The sequence below is a fragment of the Methylobacterium sp. 37f genome, from assembly GCF_023093475.1.
Taxonomy (GTDB): domain Bacteria; phylum Pseudomonadota; class Alphaproteobacteria; order Rhizobiales; family Beijerinckiaceae; genus Methylobacterium.
The window spans coordinates 133,286-148,617 of the sequence record NZ_JAGHKN010000011.1 but is presented as its reverse complement, the minus strand read 5'-3'; the positions used below and the strand labels follow the sequence as shown (position 1 = coordinate 148,617).

The following is a 15,332-nucleotide window of genomic DNA, read 5'->3' as shown; positions in this document are numbered from 1 at the left end:
TCGTGGGGCTCCAGGGGGGGGCGGCGCGCGCACGATGCGCGGCCGGTTCAGGCGTGCTGAGGGTCGGAACGCAGGATCTCGTTGGCGAGGGCCACGAGCTGGCTCAGCCGGTAGGGCTTGGGAACGAAGATGGAATGCGCGACCGCATCGGCCTGGGACAAATGTCCGCGCCCTCCCGAGGTGTAGACGACCGGCAGGTTCGGCAAGTGCCGGCGCGCGCGATGCGCCAACGCGATGCCGTTCGTGTTGCGAGCCAAATCGATATCGGTGAAGAGCAGGTCCACCCGTTCCCGCGCCAGGATGTCCTCGGCCGCGTCGGCATCGGCTGCCGTGAGGACCCGGTAGCCCTCGTCGAGCAAGGCCTCGGCAGCCAGTTCGCAAACCATCGCCTCATCCTCGACCACCAGAACGGTCTCGGTGGCGATGCGCGGACGGAAGGCGGGCACGGTGGGAAAAGCGCAAGCGAAGGAAATCATGACGCAACTCCGACTCACCCGGCGTGAGGCCCAGAGGCCCGTGCCGGATCGCAAGACAAACGGGCGGCCGGTCGGCATCGTTCGCTGCCATTCACTCCAATTGCGCGGACTTGGTAAGCGAAGCTTTAACCTTGCGAGCTCGGTGGTGAACGGGTTCGCGCAGCATCCATGACCCGTACCTGGCATCTCGGCTTCGGAGTCGTCCTCACGGCGCTTGCTGGCTACGTCGACGCTCTTGGCTTCATCCGGCTCGGCGGCCTCTACACCTCGTTCATGAGCGGAAATACCACCCAGTTCGCGGTCTCGCTCGGACACGGCAACCTGCACCACGCGCTGTTGCCGGCGCTCTTGATTCTGGCGTTCCTGCTCGGTGGGATCTGCGGCGGCGGCCTCTCGGCCCTGACCCCGGCGCGCTGGGTCACGCCGGTCATCCTTGGCTTTGAAACGGCGGTGGTGAGTGCGGCCTTCCAGGCTGCGACGGAGGCTCCCGATTCCGGCATCGCGTCCCTCATGCTGGCCCTCGCCATGGGTGCGCAGAACGCCGTGCTCTCGCATGTTCAGGGCTTCCGGGCCGGAACCACCTTCGTCACGGGAGCGCTGTTCGGCTTCGGGCAGAAACTGGCGCTGGCACTCGCACGCCGCGGCGCCCGTCTGGCCTGGGTCGGCGATGCCGTCGTCTGGTTCTCGCTCCTGATCGGATCGATCGCCGGAACGGTCGCCTATGGGAAGCTGGCGTTGTATGCCCTCGCTATCCCCGCCGGCACCGCCGGTGTCCTCGCGCTCGTCGCGACGATCCTGATCGCGCGCACTCCCGTGTCCAAGGGGAGCGGCACCAAGATCGTTGCGAGGTGAGGCCGCGAGTTTCGCGCTTCGAGAGATCTGTCCGCATGAGAGCCCCCTCCCTCCTCGATCACGTCATGCCGGTTGTGGCCGGCGCCCACGTCACGCAGGCGGTCTGGCTGCAGGACACGGTCACGTTCGCGCTCGGCGACGGCGCCGTTCTTGTCGTGTCGGATGAAGAAGCCAAGCGGGTGGAGGCGCATCCGGACGCCGGTATTCTCGTGGGCGCCAGTGACGGCCGCCGCCTCGTCACGGGAGGCGATGACGGACGGGTTGTGGCGATATCGGGCCGGGGCGAGGTCATCGAGGTTGCTAGCGTGAAGAACGGCGCCTGGATCGACGCTCTGGCCCTGCATGCCGATGGTGGCATCGCCTATGCGGCCGGCCGCAACGTCGTCGCCCGTGATGCCAAAGGCCGCGAGAAGACCTTCGCGGCTCCCTCCACAGCGCGGGGGCTTGCGTTCGCGCCAAAGGGCTACCGGCTCGCGGTCGCACACTACAACGGCGCCACCCTCTGGTATCCGAACCTCGAAACCGCGCCCGATTTCGTCGAGTGGAAGGGGTCTCATATCGACGTGACCTGGTCGCCGGACGGTCGTTTCGTGGTAACCACCATGCAAGAGAACTCCCTGCATGGCTGGCGCCTTCAGCCCGACCGCGGCCATATGCGGATGTCCGGCTACCCGGCGAAGGTGCGCTCGGTGTCCTGGTCGGGCGACGGCCATTGGCTCGCCACGAGCGGCGCCGAGGCGGCCATCGTCTGGCCGTTCGACTCGAAGGAAGGCCCGACCGGTAAGGCCCCCCGCGAGTGCGGCGTGCGCCCGGCGCGCGTCTCGCGCGTCTCGTTTCACCCCAAGGCACTCGTGTTGGCCATTGGCTACGAGGACGGCTGCATCCTGCTCGTGCGATTCGCGGACGCCTCCGAGTTGCTGGTGCGCCGGGCGGTCAAAGACAGCGCCATCTCGGCCCTGGCCTGGGATGGGCGCGGCAATCGTCTTGCCTTTGGCTGCGCCGATGGGCAGGCCGGCATCCTCAACCTTCCGGCCTGAGGCGCATCGTGGCCTTGCTGGGATTTGGAGCCCGCCGCCCCCCTGCGGATCAGGCGGCCCGCGCGGCGATCGTCGGCTGGGTCCGACGTTGTAGCGCCCTGCCGGATTCTGCCGTCGTGAAGGCCAGCGAGATTGTCTGTGCTGATCCGGCCTGCCCCGGCTTGGAGACTGTGATCCTCATCATGGTGTCCGGACGGCCGACTCGTGCCATCAAGGTCCTGCGTGCGATGCCGGAGATTACGGAGGCCGACATCGTCGAAGCGTTCGCCAGGGAGGAGGGCGAGCGCGAGGCGTGATGGAACGACCGGAACCGGCCGTGCCGCCACGCTTTGTCTCACACCCGCAAGCGCGCAGAGGTGCCGATGTTTCGCGTCCTACGCACTCTCGGGCTCGCCCTCGGGCTCCTCGTTGGCGCGATCGCGGCGCAGGCCCCGGAATTCGCTCAGCAATATGCCCAGCGACTCGGCGGCACCCTTGATGAACTCCGCCGTGTCGTCTCCGGCTTCGAAGCCGATGCTGTCGCGACTGGCCGAAGCCGGGACGATGCTGTCGCACGCCTGCGCAGCGACGGCGATGCACTGGTGGCCCGCCGCGGCGAGGCAGCTCGCCAGGACATCGCGCGCCTCGCTGCGTTGACCCGGCAGCGCCAAGCGCTCGCAGAGGCAGCCGGGCCTCTCGGACGCGTCGTCGTCCTGCTGCGTGATCCCGACCTCGCTCTCGCGCGCGCAACCTATCAGGACTACGCGCCCGCCATTCCCACGACGGCCGATGGCGTGACGGCAGGACTGCTCGGCTTTCTCGTCGCCTGGGCGGGTCTTCGCCTGCTCGTGGATCTCGGCCAGCGCGTCGTTGGCCGACGCACGCGACCCGTGCCCCGGCGGGCATGAACCAGAGCGCCGGGCCGCGGAGGCCCGACTGTTGCACGACGTCTACAGCCCGGCCGAACTGGGTGGACTAGGGTCTGTGCCTCAGCACGCGGGCCCCATCCTGGCGTCGATTCACGGCCTTAATCGAACCCATGCCGCGCGCGCCTATCACCTCCATCGATCCAGCCCTCGACGCCGCCGCGCTTCTACGCCGGATCGGCTTCATCGGCCTGTTCGTGGTCATGCCGGTCGCCGCTCAAGTCGCCCGGCGCGCGGTCGTGATCCTCGCACCAATCTCCATTGCGCTGCTGGTGCTCGCCAGCGCCATCGACGGCAAGTCCCGTTCGGTCCGGCCGGCTTCGACGCGCCTGCTTCGTTCGTCCGCTTTCCTGGCCGGCGCCCTGGTGATCCTGTGGTCGGCGCTGTCGCTGATCTGGACTCCGTTCCTCAGTCTCGCCACCGAGCGGCTTCTCAACCTCGTCGCGACCCTGCTGATGACCATCGGGGGATATCTTGCTCTCCCCGACCGGATGCGTTCGGCCAACCTCTACCTGCTGCCGGTAGGCGTCGCGGCGGCAGCCCTGTTCGCCATCGGACTCGGGCTCACGGGACAAGGGCCGTTCGGCCAGGGCTTCCTGCGCGCCGATGAGGATTCCATCCTGGACCGGGGTTTGATCCTTCTCATCCTGTTCGTCTGGCCTGCCGTATCATGGCTTCGGTCGCGCGGGCGCAATGGCGAGGCACTTGGCCTCGGCCTGGTTGTGTCGGTGGCGCTCCTGATTTCCCCGGGCCCGACGACCCTGGTCGCGCTCGCGATCGGAGCCGTGGCCTTCGCGCTCACCGCCTTCCGGCCGGTTTCCACTCCGCGTCTCCTGGCGGGCACCGCTGCGACGCTTCTCGTGCTGGGTCCGGTTCTCCCGTTCCTGGCGCGCCCGATCGGCGCGACCCTGTTCGGCGGCCGCGCGCCCGGCGTCCTCAGCCTGAAGGCATGGCAGACGATCGTCACCAGCGAGCCGGTGCGGCTCATCACCGGGCACGGCCTGGAGACGGCCCTGCGCGGCCGCTTCGTCAACCTGCTGCCGATGAATGCGCCGCGCACCCTGCTGTTCGAACTTTGGTACGAACTCGGGCTGGTGGGCGCTTTCGCCGCCGCGTTCGCCCTGCATGCCGCCATTCGCCGAGCGGGGCGCGAAGCTTCCGTTCTGGTGCCTGGGGCGATGGCGGCCTTCGCGTCCGCGTTCGTCATCGCGTGTATCGGCGTCGGTATGACCGTGATGTGGTGGCTCACCACTCTGGCGGTCGCCATCCTGGTCTTCGTGGCGGTGGAGCGCGGTCAGTTCCGAACCCGCCGGCCCAAGGCCAGCCTGTTGCCCTCCGCGCTGAAGGCCTGACCCCGACAGCGGCGGACGCTTTTCGGGCGCCGGACGATCGCTTCTTATAAGGGGCACGGGGTTACGCGTCCGCGGCGGCCTCGATTGCCGCCATGTCGGCGTCCGACAGGCCGAAATGATGGCCAATCTCGTGAATGAGGACATGCGTGACGAGATGGCCGAGGGTCTCGTCGTGTTCGGCCCAGTCGTCGAGAAGGGGGCGGCGATAGAGCCAGACCTGGTTCGGCATCTGTCCGGTCGCGACATCGCCCCCCTGCGCCAGGCCGATGCCGCGGAATAGACCGAGGAGATCGAAGGGACTGTCGCAGTCCATTTCCTGCAAGGTCTCGTCGTCGGGAAAGTCTTCGATGTGGATGACGAGGCCCGCGCAGAGATTGCGGAACACCAGCGGAAGGTTGGAGAAGGCGGCGTGCGCCAGGTCCTCGAAATCCACGAGCCCCGGCGCTCGGGCCGACGTCCAGTCTCGGGGGATCTCGCGGGTCATACGAGTTCCGGCAGCACGCGCTGTTCCAGGAACCGGGCCAGATCGCTGGTGATATGGTCGATATGCGGCTCGCGCACGGCCTCCTGCTCGAAGGCTTCGCGAAACGGGTCGACCGTCGGGGGCACCACCAGAACGGTGGACATGCCGATCTCGTGCGGAACGACCAGGTTGCGGGCGATGTCCTCGAACAGGGCTGCCCGACGAGGGTCGACCCCGTGGCGCTTCAGGAATCGCTCATAGGTCGAGCGTTCTGGTTTTGGAACGAAGTCCGCATCCGCGATGTCGAACACATCCTCGAAATGGTCGAGGATACCGAGCTTGGCCGCGACGTTCTCGGCATGGCGGCGGGAGCCGTTGGTGAGGATCAGCTTGCGACCGGGCAGCCGTTCGATGGCGTCCCCGAGGGCAGGGTCGAGACGGATCGTGGAGTGATCGATGTCGTGAGCGAAATCGAGGAAGTCGTGCGGGTCGATCTCAGCCTCGACCATCAGCGCCTTCAGGGTCGTCCCGTAGCGATGATAGAAGTATTTCTGCAGGGCGCGGGCCGACAGCCCGTCCAGGCCGTACAGGCGCATGACGTAGAGCGTGATGCGCTCGTCCACCTGTGGCCAGACGCGCGCATCGCTGGGATACAACGTGTTGTCGAGGTCGAAGACCCAGGTATCGACGTGGCGAAAGCCGCGGGACTGGGCGGTGGTAAAGTGAATCTCGCCGGGCAGGAACACGGTGTCGCAATGCGGTTCGGGGTGGGCGGGGAAGCCCGGCCGCTCGAAGTAGGGGCCGGACTCCGAGAAGGAAAGCGTGGCGTCGCTCCTTTTCAGAGCATGGCCGCAGCGATCCGACAAGCAGGTGGCCGGCCAGACCATCGGCATGAGGCCATCGCAATGAGATCAGGTCGCGATCGAGGCCGTTCTGTTCCAGCGTAAAATGATTGGCATTTAGGCAATCCGGCAATATTTGAATGGTGAATAGGCATTGCCGGCATTGATCTGGCGATATGCTGCTCAAGACGCGGTTGAAATTTCCGGCGTATCACCTTAACCTGACATACACGAACGAGCGGCTATTGCAGTGTGGCCGTACAGCGCAAGGTGTGCCGCGGCGTACGACCCCGTGAACCGGGAGAAATTGCTTTGCTCGCTCGCGATTTCATGAACTTCTTCGATGCCTCCCGGCGTCAGGGCGTTATTCTCTCCTTCGGCGGCGACATCTCCGAGAATGTCCTCTTCTCGCTCGGCGAGGTGCTGAGGTTGCGGATGAGCCAGGGTGAAACGGACGCGACCGTGGCCAAGCGCGTCTTCGCGATCTTCGTGGAGCAGGCGCAGAACGTCATCCGATACTCCGCCGACAAGGTCGCGCAGCCGTCCGGACCCTCGCCGGGACTGATCAGCAACGGGGTCATCGTCGTCGGCATGGAAGCGGGGCGCTTCTACGTCGTCTGCGGCAACGAACTGCCCGAGGCGGATGTGCCCTCGCTGCGGGCCCGGCTCGACCATATCGCCAGCCTCAACAGCGATGAGCTGAAGGCCTTCTACCGCGAGAAGCTGCGTCAGCCGCCGGATGAGGGCAGCCTCGGGGGAAGCATCGGTCTGATCGAGATCGCACGGCGGTCCTCTGCGCCGGTCGAGTACGACTTTCAGGAGCTCGGCGCCGCGCGCAGCTTCTTCTGCCTCAAAGCCTATATCTGACGAGCCTGCCACCGATGGATCGAATCCAGATTCCCGCCACGGACCGCTCTCCGCAGGTCGACTTCGACTTCGCGGCCGGGCACCTGTCCCTGCGGGGCGAATCCTACCCCGAAGATGCGGCCGCCTTCTTCGGGCCGTTGCTGCAGGCCCTGCGCGCCTACCTGGCGATCGCGTCCGAGACCCCGATCGTGTTCGAGGTCCGGCTGGCCTACTTCAACTCGTCAAGTGCCAAGGCGCTGATGAACCTCTTCATGCCGCTCGAGGATGCCGCCGAAGAGGGACGTCGGGTCACGGTCGAGTGGCGTTTCCTGGATGGCGACGAGACGATCGAGGAGGCGGGCGAGGACTTCGCGGCCGACTTCTCCCATGCACGCTTCGAGCTGGTGAGGGAAACCGCATGACGCGCGCAGTCAGAGCCGCGACTGGAAACACGCCGGAGAAGGTGTCGGATTCCTTCAGTCTCTACGACGCCGAAGAGGCCGTGCTGACCCGGACGGAGGCGATGCTCTCCGGCCTCTCCGATGTGGCTGGCGGCGTCCAGGCCCTGGCCGATGCCTATCGCCGAGGTTACCGCGAGCAGCGCCGTCTGGTGCGGATGAGCGACCGGATGCAGCTGGAGCTGCAAAAGGCCAATCATTGCCTCGCGGAGCAGCGCCGTGATCTGCAGTCGCTCAACGCGGCGCTCTCCAGCGAAATTGAGCTTCGGACGCGACTAGAGGCCGAATTGCGGCGTCTGGCCGACACCGACGATCTCACGGGTGCCCTCGCGCGGCGCCGGTTCATGGAGATCGCGGCCCGCGAATGGCTGCGCCACGAGCGCAGCGGCACGCCGGTCTGCATTCTCATGCTCGATCTCGACCGCTTCAAGCTTCTCAACGACAGCTTCGGTCACGCGGCCGGGGACGCCGCTCTGATGTCCTTCGTCACGACCTGCAGGGCCAACCTGAGGACCCTCGATTTCATCGGCCGTACCGGCGGCGAGGAATTCGCCATTGTCCTGCCGGATACGAGCCTGGAGATCGGGCATGCTTTCGCCGAACGCTTGCGGGACGCGGTCGCCGCGACGTCGGTGCCAGCGATGGACGCCGCGGTGACGATCACGGTGAGCATCGGTCTCGCCCAGGCGCGGCAGGGGGAGAGCCTGGAGAGCGCGATGCAGCGGGCGGATGCGGCCCTCTACACCGCCAAGGATGGCGGCCGGAACCGGGTCGCGCCGAGGCCGGACCCATCGGAGATCTCCGAGCATTCGATTCAGCCATGACGGACGAGGCCAACATCGAAGCCTTGCCCGCCAGCGGGGCGTCCGCATCGACGCGTGGCGGCTCCTTGCGGGGAGCCGGTCCGCGGCGAAGCAGCGATTTCATGAGCGCTGCCGGATTCCTGGACGTGACCTCCAACGATCCCGGGACCATGCGGCCCGGCGCACTTCGCGGCTCGGCGCAGGGACGCGACCTCGACAGTCTCGCACACACGTTGTTCCTGCGGATCTATCCCGTCATCGCCGTGGTCGTTCTGGTGACGCAGATCGGCATCGCCTGGGTGAACTATCGCGACCAGCTGCACCTCTACACCGAGCGGGCCGACCTGATGGCGGCGATCACCGCCAGTTCGATTGCCCGCCCGGAGTGGAGCGCCAGTCCTCAGGTCTACCACCGGCAGATGGAGGCTCTGACCCTCGACCCGGCTTTCCGTTCAGCCACGCTCCGCGATGCGAACGGGACGGTGCTGATGACCCTTGGCGAGACGCGGCGCGCGCGGTCCTTCGAACTCATCTCCGCTCAGGCGGATCTGGTTGCCGCCCCCGGCACTGCGCCGGTGGGCCGGCTGACCCTGTCGATCTCGGCCGAGGACCTGCGCAGCAATGCCGAGAAGCAGGGCATCCTCGCGGTCGTCACCAGTCTCATCCTGATGCTGGCGTTTGTTCTGACCCTGCACGCCAACGTGCGGCGCCACGTGCTGGCACCCTTGAAGCGCCTGCTGCTCGCCATGCGCGAGGTCGAGCACAAGCGCTGGGTGGCGGTGGAACTCGACGGAGCCTTCCGGGCCAGCAACGAGATCGACGTCATTTCCCAGGCCTTCAACCGTATGGTCGACGGCCTGCGCTCCGGGGACGAGGCGAAGCAGCTTCTGCAGCAATTGGAGCAGGCTCATCGCAAGCTCGCGGACGCCAACCACCTCGTCATGGAGAGCATCGGCTATGCCCGGCGCATCCAGAGTTCGGTCCTTCCCGACCGCAAAGCCCTCGATGGCACCGGCCTCGAGGTCGCGGTTCTATGGGAGCCGCTTCATCTCGTAGGCGGCGATTATTTCTGGCTCGAGGAGATCGACGGGCTCGGCATCCTGCTGGTCGCCGATTGTACCGGGCACGGCGTGCCAGGCGCCTTTCTCACCCTCATCGTCGCCACGGCCCTGGACCGGCTGATCCACGAGCGCGGCCTGCGTGATCCCGCCGCCATCCTGATGGCCCTTGACAAAATGGTACGGACGCAACTGCGCCAGGATGGCCGCGGCTCGGAATCGGATGACGGGCTCGACTGCGGCCTCTGCATCTGGGACCCGGAGGCGGCGGAGATTCGCTTCGCCGGTGCCGGCACGGCCCTGACCACCATCGACGGCGCGGCGGTGACCCGCATCCGCGGTGCCAAGCGCGGGATCGGCTATCCTCGGCGAACGGGCGAACACATCGCCATCGAGGAGTCGCGCCTGCGCGTCACCCCCGGGATGACCCTCTACCTGATGACCGATGGCATTACCGACCAGATGGGCGGCGCGGGGCCGACCCGGCGTCTCCTCGGCCATCGGGGCGTGACGGACATCCTCGCCAGCCATCAGTCGGCAACCCTGTCGGAGCAGGTGGCGATCCTCGACACAAACCTCGCGGCTTACCGAGCCGGCGAAGGCCGCCGGGATGATATGACCCTCGTGGCCTTCCGGCCGAAGGCGATGCCTCGCGCAATGTGAGCGCGAGGCAGGCGGCCGGATCAGCCCCGGCGGATGAGGGTGCCGGCACCGTAATCGGTGAACAGCTCCAGCAGCACGGCGTGGCTGACCTTTCCATCAAGGATGACGACCGCCTCGACGCCCTGCTCCAGCGCGTAGATGCAGGTTTCCACCTTCGGGATCATGCCGCCGGTGATGGTCCCATCGGCGATGAGCCGGCGGCAATCGTCGATCGACAGTTCGGGAATCAGCTTCTTGTCCTTGTCGAGTACGCCCGGGACGTCGGTGAGCAGCAGCAGGCGCTTGGCCCGCAGGGCGCCCGCGATCGCGCCCGCAAACGTGTCGGCGTTGACGTTGTAGGTCTGGCCATCGGCCCCGAACGCCACCGGTGCGAGGACGGGGATCAGTTCCGCCTTCAGCACCGCGTCGAGCACTCCACGCTCGACATGCTCGGGCTCGCCCACGAGGCCGAGGTCGACTTCCTGCTCGGTCTGGCTCTCGGGATCGATGATGGTGCGGGTGGCCTTCTTGGCCCGGACCATGTTGCCGTCCTTGCCGCAAAGACCGACCGCGCGACCGCCCTCGGCCGAGATCCAACCGACGATCTGCTTGTTGATCGAACCGGCCAGAACCATCTCGACCACCTCGACGGTGGCCTCGTCGGTGACGCGCAGGCCGCCGCGGAACTCCGATTCGATGCCGAGTCGACCGAGCATCCGACCAATCTGCGGGCCGCCGCCATGGACGACGATCGGCTTCAGGCCGGACTGCTCCAGCAACACGATGTCCTCGGCGAAATCCTCGGCCGCCGCGCGGTCGCCCATGGCGTGGCCGCCATACTTGATCACGACGATTTCCTGATCGTAGCGCTGCATGTGCGGCAGGGCCTGGACCAGCACCTCGGCGCGCACATGAACGTTGGGCAGCGGTTCTTTCATCGTGGGGCTCGTCCTCGATGGCGCGTCGGGCACCGCGCGCGACGCCGGGCTTCTAACGCAGCCACGCGACGGTGCGAAGCAGCACCGGTACGAATTTCGCGAGGGAGCGACGGATTTCGCCAGGGCCGGCAAGGCGATGGGACGGTTGGGTACTGCGGGCGCGTGTCCGATACGCCCGACCGTTCCAGCTTCGCTCAGCGTAAGCCTTCCTTAAGGTTGATGATTGATGATCGTCCCACCGCCGGGGATCCTGCACCATGTTGAATGCCGATCCGTTCCATCCGCGTCCCACGCTGCTCCATCCCAGCCATATCGCCATCGCGGTCGATCAACTCGGTCCGCAGGCCGGGTCTTCCTCCGAGATGTGGCGGCTCCTGACCGACCATTTCACGGTCGATCTCGACGCGGTCGCAGCCCTTCTGCCGCGCTCGGAGCCCGAGCCGCATTGGCTGCGGACACGCGGCTGACAGCACCACGACAGGTCAATTGTCGCGCGCGTCATCGCTGACGGCACTGCGTCCAACGATAAGAACCGATGCTGGCACACGCCATGCTTGGCCTGACTCGGGAAAAGCTTCTTCCAAGACCAACGAGACGAGGAACACCAAGGCAACGATCACGCGGCCGCTCGAACGCCGGAGCCATCCCGCGGACCTTATTCGCCATCTCGAACAAGGGGTCCGTCATGTCCGAATTGCTGTCCGTTGCCCTCGTTTGCGCCGCGACCCTCTTGGCCAAGGATTGCTCGCGCGACACCGCCCTCGACATCATCGTCTCCCCGGCGCGAACGCCGATGGAGTGCCTGATGCACGGGCAGACCCTGGCGGCCTCGACCGGTCTGCCCGGCGGCGATGATCGTTATCTCAAGGTGACCTGCGAACGTCGCCACGCCGATCTGCGTCACCTGCGCCGGGCCGGCTACGCCGCCGCCATCGTCCTCGTGCGCCGCGACGCGATCTGAACCCTCGGCGCCGGCCGATGTGGGTCTGCGGGGAAAGCCCGATTCAGGTGAGCGTCAAGGTCTCTCCCGTGGTCAGTACGCCGCCTGCCAGCACCTCGGCGTAGACGCCGCAATCGGTGTGGCCGAGGTGCTGGGCAAGTGTGCGCGGGATCGCGAGGTCGCGCTGGCCCGTCGCCGGATCGACATTCGTCGCCGCGCAGCGCTGGGTCCGTTTGTGGATGTGGAGGCGCACCCCGCCCGTCGTCGTGATCGTGCGGTCGACGAGATCGAGTTCGGCCCAGGGTGCCAGCCCCGAGACGTGCAGATTCGCCCGGAAGCGCAGCGGGTCCACGGCTGCGCCGGTGAGATCCTCCAGGGCCGCGACGCTGGCGAGGTTGAGGAGCGAGACGAAGCCGCGCGGGGAATCCGTGAATCGGTATCCCGCCGGCGCGGTCAAAACCTTGGCCGGTCCACGTAAGGACCCTGGTATGTATTCGGTCAGGAAGGCCTCGATGGCTGCGCGTCCCTCCGGACGGGCGAGGTCGCCGCGTATCGCCACCGTGCCGCCCTGGCGGATCGTCAAGGTTCCATCCTGGGGATCGTAGTGCGTGTCGAGCTGCGCCAGCGCCTCGTCGCGCATGAGCATCAGGAACTTGATCTTCGGCTGATGGACCGGAGCCTCCGGATCGAAGCCCGAAGGGCCGTTCTCCACCGCAAACAGGCGGTCTCCTGGAAAATAATCCCCCGCCGTCAGGCTCGCGTGCGTCATCGCCTCGGGCGAGAGCCCCTTCACCGGGTAGCGATAGAGGGCGTCGAGGTGCAGGCAAGGGGAGTCGGTCATGTGCCGAGCGTGGCCCTGAAAGTCGGCGCAGCGCAAGTCCGCACCGGCTCTGAAATCCGTCGCGATCCGAACCCTTGTGGTGCCGATATGCAACACCACATCCTGGTGACCGGTGGCGATGTGGCGCCGGGGTCTCCAGCGGCACCGGCCGTGGGGGCGACGTCTCGGCGACCAGCCGTGCCGCGTGAAACGGGCGGTGGGTCGAGCCGACACGGGGAGGTGGAACACCGATGAATTTTGAGATCTATACCGAACGCGCCCGCGGCTTCGTGCAGGCCGCGCAGAGCCTCGCGATGCGCGAGGGCCATCCGCAATTCCAGCCGGGCCATATCCTGAAGGTCCTGCTCGACGATCCCGAGGGCCTGTGCGCCGGCCTGATCGACCGGGCGGGCGGCCAGTCGCGGGTTGCGCTCGCACAGACCGAAGCCTGGCTCGCCAAGCAGCCGAAGGTGTCCGGCAACGCGTCCCAGCCGCAGGCGACGCGCGAACTCGTGCGCCTGTTCGACACGGCCGAGAAGGCCGCCGAGAAGGCCGGCGACAGCTACGTCACCGTCGAGCGCCTGCTGCTCGCCCTCGCGGTCGAAAAGGACACCGAAGCCGGCCGGGCGCTCGCGGCTGCCGGCGTAACGGCCGCGTCGCTCAATGGCGCCATCAACGCGCTCCGCAAGGGCCGCACCGCCGACAACGCGACTGCCGAGAACGCCTACGATGCGCTCAAGAAATACGCCCGCGATCTCACGGAAGCGGCGCGCGAGGGCAAGCTCGACCCGGTGATCGGTCGCGACGAGGAAATCCGCCGCACGATCCAGGTTCTGTCCCGGCGCACCAAGAACAACCCCGTCCTGATCGGCGAGCCCGGCGTCGGCAAGACTGCCATCGTCGAGGGGCTGGCGTTGCGCATCGTTGACGGCGACGTGCCGGAATCCTTGCGCGACAAGAGCCTTCTCGCTCTCGACATGGGATCGTTGATCGCCGGTGCGAAATACCGCGGCGAATTCGAGGAGCGACTGAAGGGTGTGCTCTCCGAGGTCACGGCTGCGGAAGGCGGCATCATCCTGTTCATTGACGAGATGCACACCCTCGTCGGGGCTGGCAAGGCTGACGGGGCGATGGACGCCTCGAACCTGCTGAAGCCGGCTCTGGCACGGGGCGAGCTACACTGCGTCGGCGCGACCACGCTGGACGAGTACCGCAAGCACGTGGAGAAGGACGCCGCCCTGGCGCGGCGCTTCCAGCCTGTCTTCGTGTCCGAGCCGACGGTCGAGGATACGGTCTCGATCCTGCGCGGGATCAAGGAGAAGTACGAGCAGCACCACGGCGTACGCATCCAGGATGCGGCGCTGGTGGCGGCCGCGACCCTGTCGAACCGCTACATCACCGACCGTTTCCTGCCGGACAAAGCCATCGATCTGATGGACGAGGCCGGGTCGCGCCTGCGCATGCAGGTCGATTCGAAGCCTGAGGAGCTCGACAATATCGACCGCGAGATCGTGCGCCTGAAGATTGAGGGCGAGGCCCTGAAGAAGGAGACCGACTCCGCCTCCCGCGACCGTCTGGTGCGGCTGGAGAAGGAGCTGGGCGACCTCGAGGAACAGTCCGCGGCGATCACCTCGCGCTGGAAGGCCGAGAAGGACAAGTTGGGGGCGGCCGCCGAGCTCAAGAAGAAGCTCGACGAGGCCCGCAACGACCTCGCCTCGGCCCAGCGTCAGGGCCAGTACCAGCGCGCCGGCGAACTCGCCTACGGGGTGATCCCGGGCCTGGAGCGTCAACTCGCCGAGATCGAGGCGCAGGCCGAGAGCGCCATCGTGCGCGACGGCATGGTCGAGGAGGCGGTGACTCCGGCCCATATCGCGGGCGTCGTCTCGCGCTGGACCGGGGTGCCCGTCGACAAGATGCTGGAGGGCGAGCGCGACAAACTCCTGGCCATGGAGAATGCGCTGGGCGAGCGCGTGGTCGGTCAGCGTGAGGCGGTGGAGGCGGTGGCGACCGCCGTCCGCCGGGCTCGCGCCGGCCTCCAGGATCCGAACCGGCCGATCGGCTCGTTCATCTTCCTGGGGCCGACCGGCGTCGGAAAGACCGAGCTGACCAAGGCTTTGGCCGGCTTCCTGTTCGACGACGACACGGCGCTGGTTCGCCTCGACATGTCGGAATACATGGAGAAGCACTCCGTGGCCCGGCTGATCGGCGCGCCTCCGGGTTATGTCGGCTACGAGGAGGGCGGTGCGCTCACCGAGGCCGTGCGGCGTCGTCCCTATCAGGTCGTGCTGTTCGACGAGATCGAGAAGGCGCATCCGGACGTGTTCAACGTCCTGCTGCAGGTGCTCGATGACGGGCGCCTGACGGACGGCCAGGGGCGGACGGTGGATTTTCGCAATACGCTCCTGATCATGACCTCGAATCTCGGTTCGGAATACCTCGTCAATCAGGGCGACAGCGACGACACCGATGCCGTGCGCGAGGAGGTGATGGGAGTGGTGCGCAGCCACTTCAGGCCGGAATTTCTCAACCGGATCGACGAGATCATCCTCTTCCACCGCCTGAAGCGGTCCGAGATGGGGGCGATCGTCGAGATCCAGTTGAAGCGCCTGCAGAAGCTCCTCGACGAGCGTAAGATCACCCTCGACGTCGAGCCTGAGGCGCGCGACTGGCTCGCCGACAAGGGCTACGACCCGGCCTACGGGGCGCGCCCCCTGAAGCGGGTGATCCAGAAGGCGGTGCAGGACCGGCTGGCCGAGCAGCTCCTGTCGGGGTTGATCCACGACGGGGAAGCCGTGCCGGTGCAGGTCGGTCCGCTTGGTCTCACGGTCGGCAAGTCCGGCCTCAGCACCGAGCGCCGTCCGGAGAGCGTGACTCTGAACTGATCGGTTCCGCACGACGCG

Annotated in this window: 17 protein-coding genes; 12 read left to right on the top strand and 5 right to left on the bottom strand. The window is 66.8% G+C overall.

The window, feature by feature from the left end; translation table 11 throughout:
• Positions 1-47: 47 nt before the first annotated feature.
• Entirely contained in the window at positions 48-476 is a 429-nt protein-coding gene (locus tag J7U37_RS10140) for a response regulator (RefSeq protein ID WP_056179462.1), read from the bottom strand.
• Positions 477-644: 168 nt separating this feature from the next.
• On the opposite strand from J7U37_RS10140, the gene J7U37_RS10135 reads away from it, so the two are divergent.
• The 5 genes from J7U37_RS10135 (at position 645) to J7U37_RS10115 (ending at position 4,622) form a co-directional block, all read left to right on the top strand.
• Positions 645-1,328, top strand: coding sequence for a DUF1275 family protein (locus J7U37_RS10135; RefSeq protein WP_247635631.1), 684 nt, complete (start codon positions 645-647; stop codon positions 1,326-1,328).
• Between the two features lie 35 nt (positions 1,329-1,363).
• Positions 1,364-2,365, top strand: a complete 1,002-nt coding sequence (locus J7U37_RS10130; RefSeq protein WP_247635630.1) for a WD40 repeat domain-containing protein — start codon at positions 1,364-1,366, stop codon at positions 2,363-2,365.
• Between the two features lie 116 nt (positions 2,366-2,481).
• Entirely contained in the window at positions 2,482-2,661 is a 180-nt protein-coding gene (locus J7U37_RS10125) for a hypothetical protein (RefSeq protein WP_244478290.1), read from the top strand.
• A gap of 66 nt (positions 2,662-2,727) precedes the next feature.
• Positions 2,728-3,252 (top strand): DUF2937 family protein, encoded by a 525-nt coding sequence (locus J7U37_RS10120; RefSeq protein WP_056180067.1) that lies wholly within the window; start codon positions 2,728-2,730, stop codon positions 3,250-3,252.
• Positions 3,253-3,383: 131 nt separating this feature from the next.
• Positions 3,384-4,622 (top strand): peptide ABC transporter permease, encoded by a 1,239-nt coding sequence (locus J7U37_RS10115; RefSeq protein ID WP_247635629.1) that lies wholly within the window; start codon positions 3,384-3,386, stop codon positions 4,620-4,622.
• Between the two features lie 61 nt (positions 4,623-4,683).
• Here J7U37_RS10115 and J7U37_RS10110 read toward each other — a convergent pair whose 3' ends face one another.
• Positions 4,684-5,106, bottom strand: coding sequence for a metallopeptidase family protein (locus J7U37_RS10110; protein ID WP_056179478.1), 423 nt, complete (start codon positions 5,104-5,106; stop codon positions 4,684-4,686).
• The gene (locus tag J7U37_RS10105) at positions 5,103-5,831 is read right to left on the bottom strand and encodes a pyrimidine 5'-nucleotidase (protein WP_056180070.1); all 729 of its coding nucleotides are present in this window, start codon (positions 5,829-5,831) and stop codon (positions 5,103-5,105) included. Before J7U37_RS10105 ends, J7U37_RS10110 begins: the two co-directional genes overlap by 4 nt.
• A 348-nt stretch (positions 5,832-6,179) precedes the next feature.
• On the opposite strand from J7U37_RS10105, the gene J7U37_RS10100 reads away from it, so the two are divergent.
• The 4 genes from J7U37_RS10100 to J7U37_RS10085 all read left to right on the top strand — a co-directional run bounded on the left by J7U37_RS10100 (position 6,180) and on the right by J7U37_RS10085 (position 9,755).
• Positions 6,180-6,794 carry a SiaB family protein kinase gene (locus J7U37_RS10100; protein WP_247635628.1) on the top strand — a complete coding sequence of 205 codons (615 nt, stop codon included), beginning with the start codon at positions 6,180-6,182 and terminating at the stop codon, positions 6,792-6,794.
• A gap of 14 nt (positions 6,795-6,808) precedes the next feature.
• Positions 6,809-7,195, top strand: a complete 387-nt coding sequence (locus tag J7U37_RS10095; protein WP_056179483.1) for a DUF1987 domain-containing protein — start codon at positions 6,809-6,811, stop codon at positions 7,193-7,195.
• Positions 7,192-8,055: a GGDEF domain-containing protein gene (locus J7U37_RS10090; protein ID WP_056179486.1), complete on the top strand. Its 864-nt coding sequence runs from the start codon at positions 7,192-7,194 to the stop codon at positions 8,053-8,055. The genes J7U37_RS10095 and J7U37_RS10090 overlap by 4 nt, the downstream gene beginning before the upstream one ends.
• Positions 8,056-8,156: 101 nt before the next feature.
• On the top strand, positions 8,157-9,755 hold the full coding sequence (locus J7U37_RS10085; RefSeq protein WP_244478291.1) for a SpoIIE family protein phosphatase: 1,599 nt from the start codon (positions 8,157-8,159) through the stop codon (positions 9,753-9,755).
• Positions 9,756-9,775: 20 nt separating this feature from the next.
• Here the strand turns inward: J7U37_RS10085 and argB are convergent, their stop codons facing one another.
• Positions 9,776-10,672: an acetylglutamate kinase gene (gene argB / locus J7U37_RS10080; protein WP_056179492.1), complete on the bottom strand. Its 897-nt coding sequence runs from the start codon at positions 10,670-10,672 to the stop codon at positions 9,776-9,778.
• A 257-nt stretch (positions 10,673-10,929) separates the two neighbouring features.
• On the opposite strand from argB, the gene J7U37_RS10075 reads away from it, so the two are divergent.
• Positions 10,930-11,139 carry a hypothetical protein gene (locus tag J7U37_RS10075; RefSeq protein ID WP_056179495.1) on the top strand — a complete coding sequence of 70 codons (210 nt, stop codon included), beginning with the start codon at positions 10,930-10,932 and terminating at the stop codon, positions 11,137-11,139.
• Between the two features lie 218 nt (positions 11,140-11,357).
• On the top strand, positions 11,358-11,633 hold the full coding sequence (locus tag J7U37_RS10070) for a hypothetical protein (protein WP_056179498.1): 276 nt from the start codon (positions 11,358-11,360) through the stop codon (positions 11,631-11,633).
• Between the two features lie 43 nt (positions 11,634-11,676).
• Here the strand turns inward: J7U37_RS10070 and J7U37_RS10065 are convergent, their stop codons facing one another.
• Entirely contained in the window at positions 11,677-12,453 is a 777-nt protein-coding gene (locus J7U37_RS10065; RefSeq protein WP_247635627.1) for an MOSC domain-containing protein, read from the bottom strand.
• Between the two features lie 230 nt (positions 12,454-12,683).
• Between J7U37_RS10065 and clpB the strand changes: the two genes are divergently transcribed.
• Positions 12,684-15,314, top strand: a complete 2,631-nt coding sequence (clpB, locus tag J7U37_RS10060) for an ATP-dependent chaperone ClpB (RefSeq protein ID WP_247635626.1) — start codon at positions 12,684-12,686, stop codon at positions 15,312-15,314.
• Positions 15,315-15,332 lie beyond the last annotated feature (18 nt).

Coding starts and splice junctions, on each gene's coding strand:
- J7U37_RS10110 (WP_056179478.1), bottom strand. CDS start 5,106: ATGACCCGCGAGATCCCCCGAGACTGGACGTCGGCCCGAGCGCCGGGG.
- J7U37_RS10095 (WP_056179483.1), top strand. CDS start 6,809: ATGGATCGAATCCAGATTCCCGCCACGGACCGCTCTCCGCAGGTCGAC.
- J7U37_RS10120 (WP_056180067.1), top strand. CDS start 2,728: ATGTTTCGCGTCCTACGCACTCTCGGGCTCGCCCTCGGGCTCCTCGTT.
- J7U37_RS10070 (WP_056179498.1), top strand. CDS start 11,358: ATGTCCGAATTGCTGTCCGTTGCCCTCGTTTGCGCCGCGACCCTCTTG.
- J7U37_RS10130 (WP_247635630.1), top strand. CDS start 1,364: ATGAGAGCCCCCTCCCTCCTCGATCACGTCATGCCGGTTGTGGCCGGC.
- J7U37_RS10065 (WP_247635627.1), bottom strand. CDS start 12,453: ATGACCGACTCCCCTTGCCTGCACCTCGACGCCCTCTATCGCTACCCG.
- clpB (WP_247635626.1), top strand. CDS start 12,684: ATGAATTTTGAGATCTATACCGAACGCGCCCGCGGCTTCGTGCAGGCC.
- J7U37_RS10090 (WP_056179486.1), top strand. CDS start 7,192: ATGACGCGCGCAGTCAGAGCCGCGACTGGAAACACGCCGGAGAAGGTG.
- J7U37_RS10115 (WP_247635629.1), top strand. CDS start 3,384: ATGCCGCGCGCGCCTATCACCTCCATCGATCCAGCCCTCGACGCCGCC.
- J7U37_RS10140 (WP_056179462.1), bottom strand. CDS start 476: ATGATTTCCTTCGCTTGCGCTTTTCCCACCGTGCCCGCCTTCCGTCCG.
- J7U37_RS10075 (WP_056179495.1), top strand. CDS start 10,930: ATGTTGAATGCCGATCCGTTCCATCCGCGTCCCACGCTGCTCCATCCC.
- J7U37_RS10085 (WP_244478291.1), top strand. CDS start 8,157: ATGAGCGCTGCCGGATTCCTGGACGTGACCTCCAACGATCCCGGGACC.
- J7U37_RS10135 (WP_247635631.1), top strand. CDS start 645: ATGACCCGTACCTGGCATCTCGGCTTCGGAGTCGTCCTCACGGCGCTT.
- argB (WP_056179492.1), bottom strand. CDS start 10,672: ATGAAAGAACCGCTGCCCAACGTTCATGTGCGCGCCGAGGTGCTGGTC.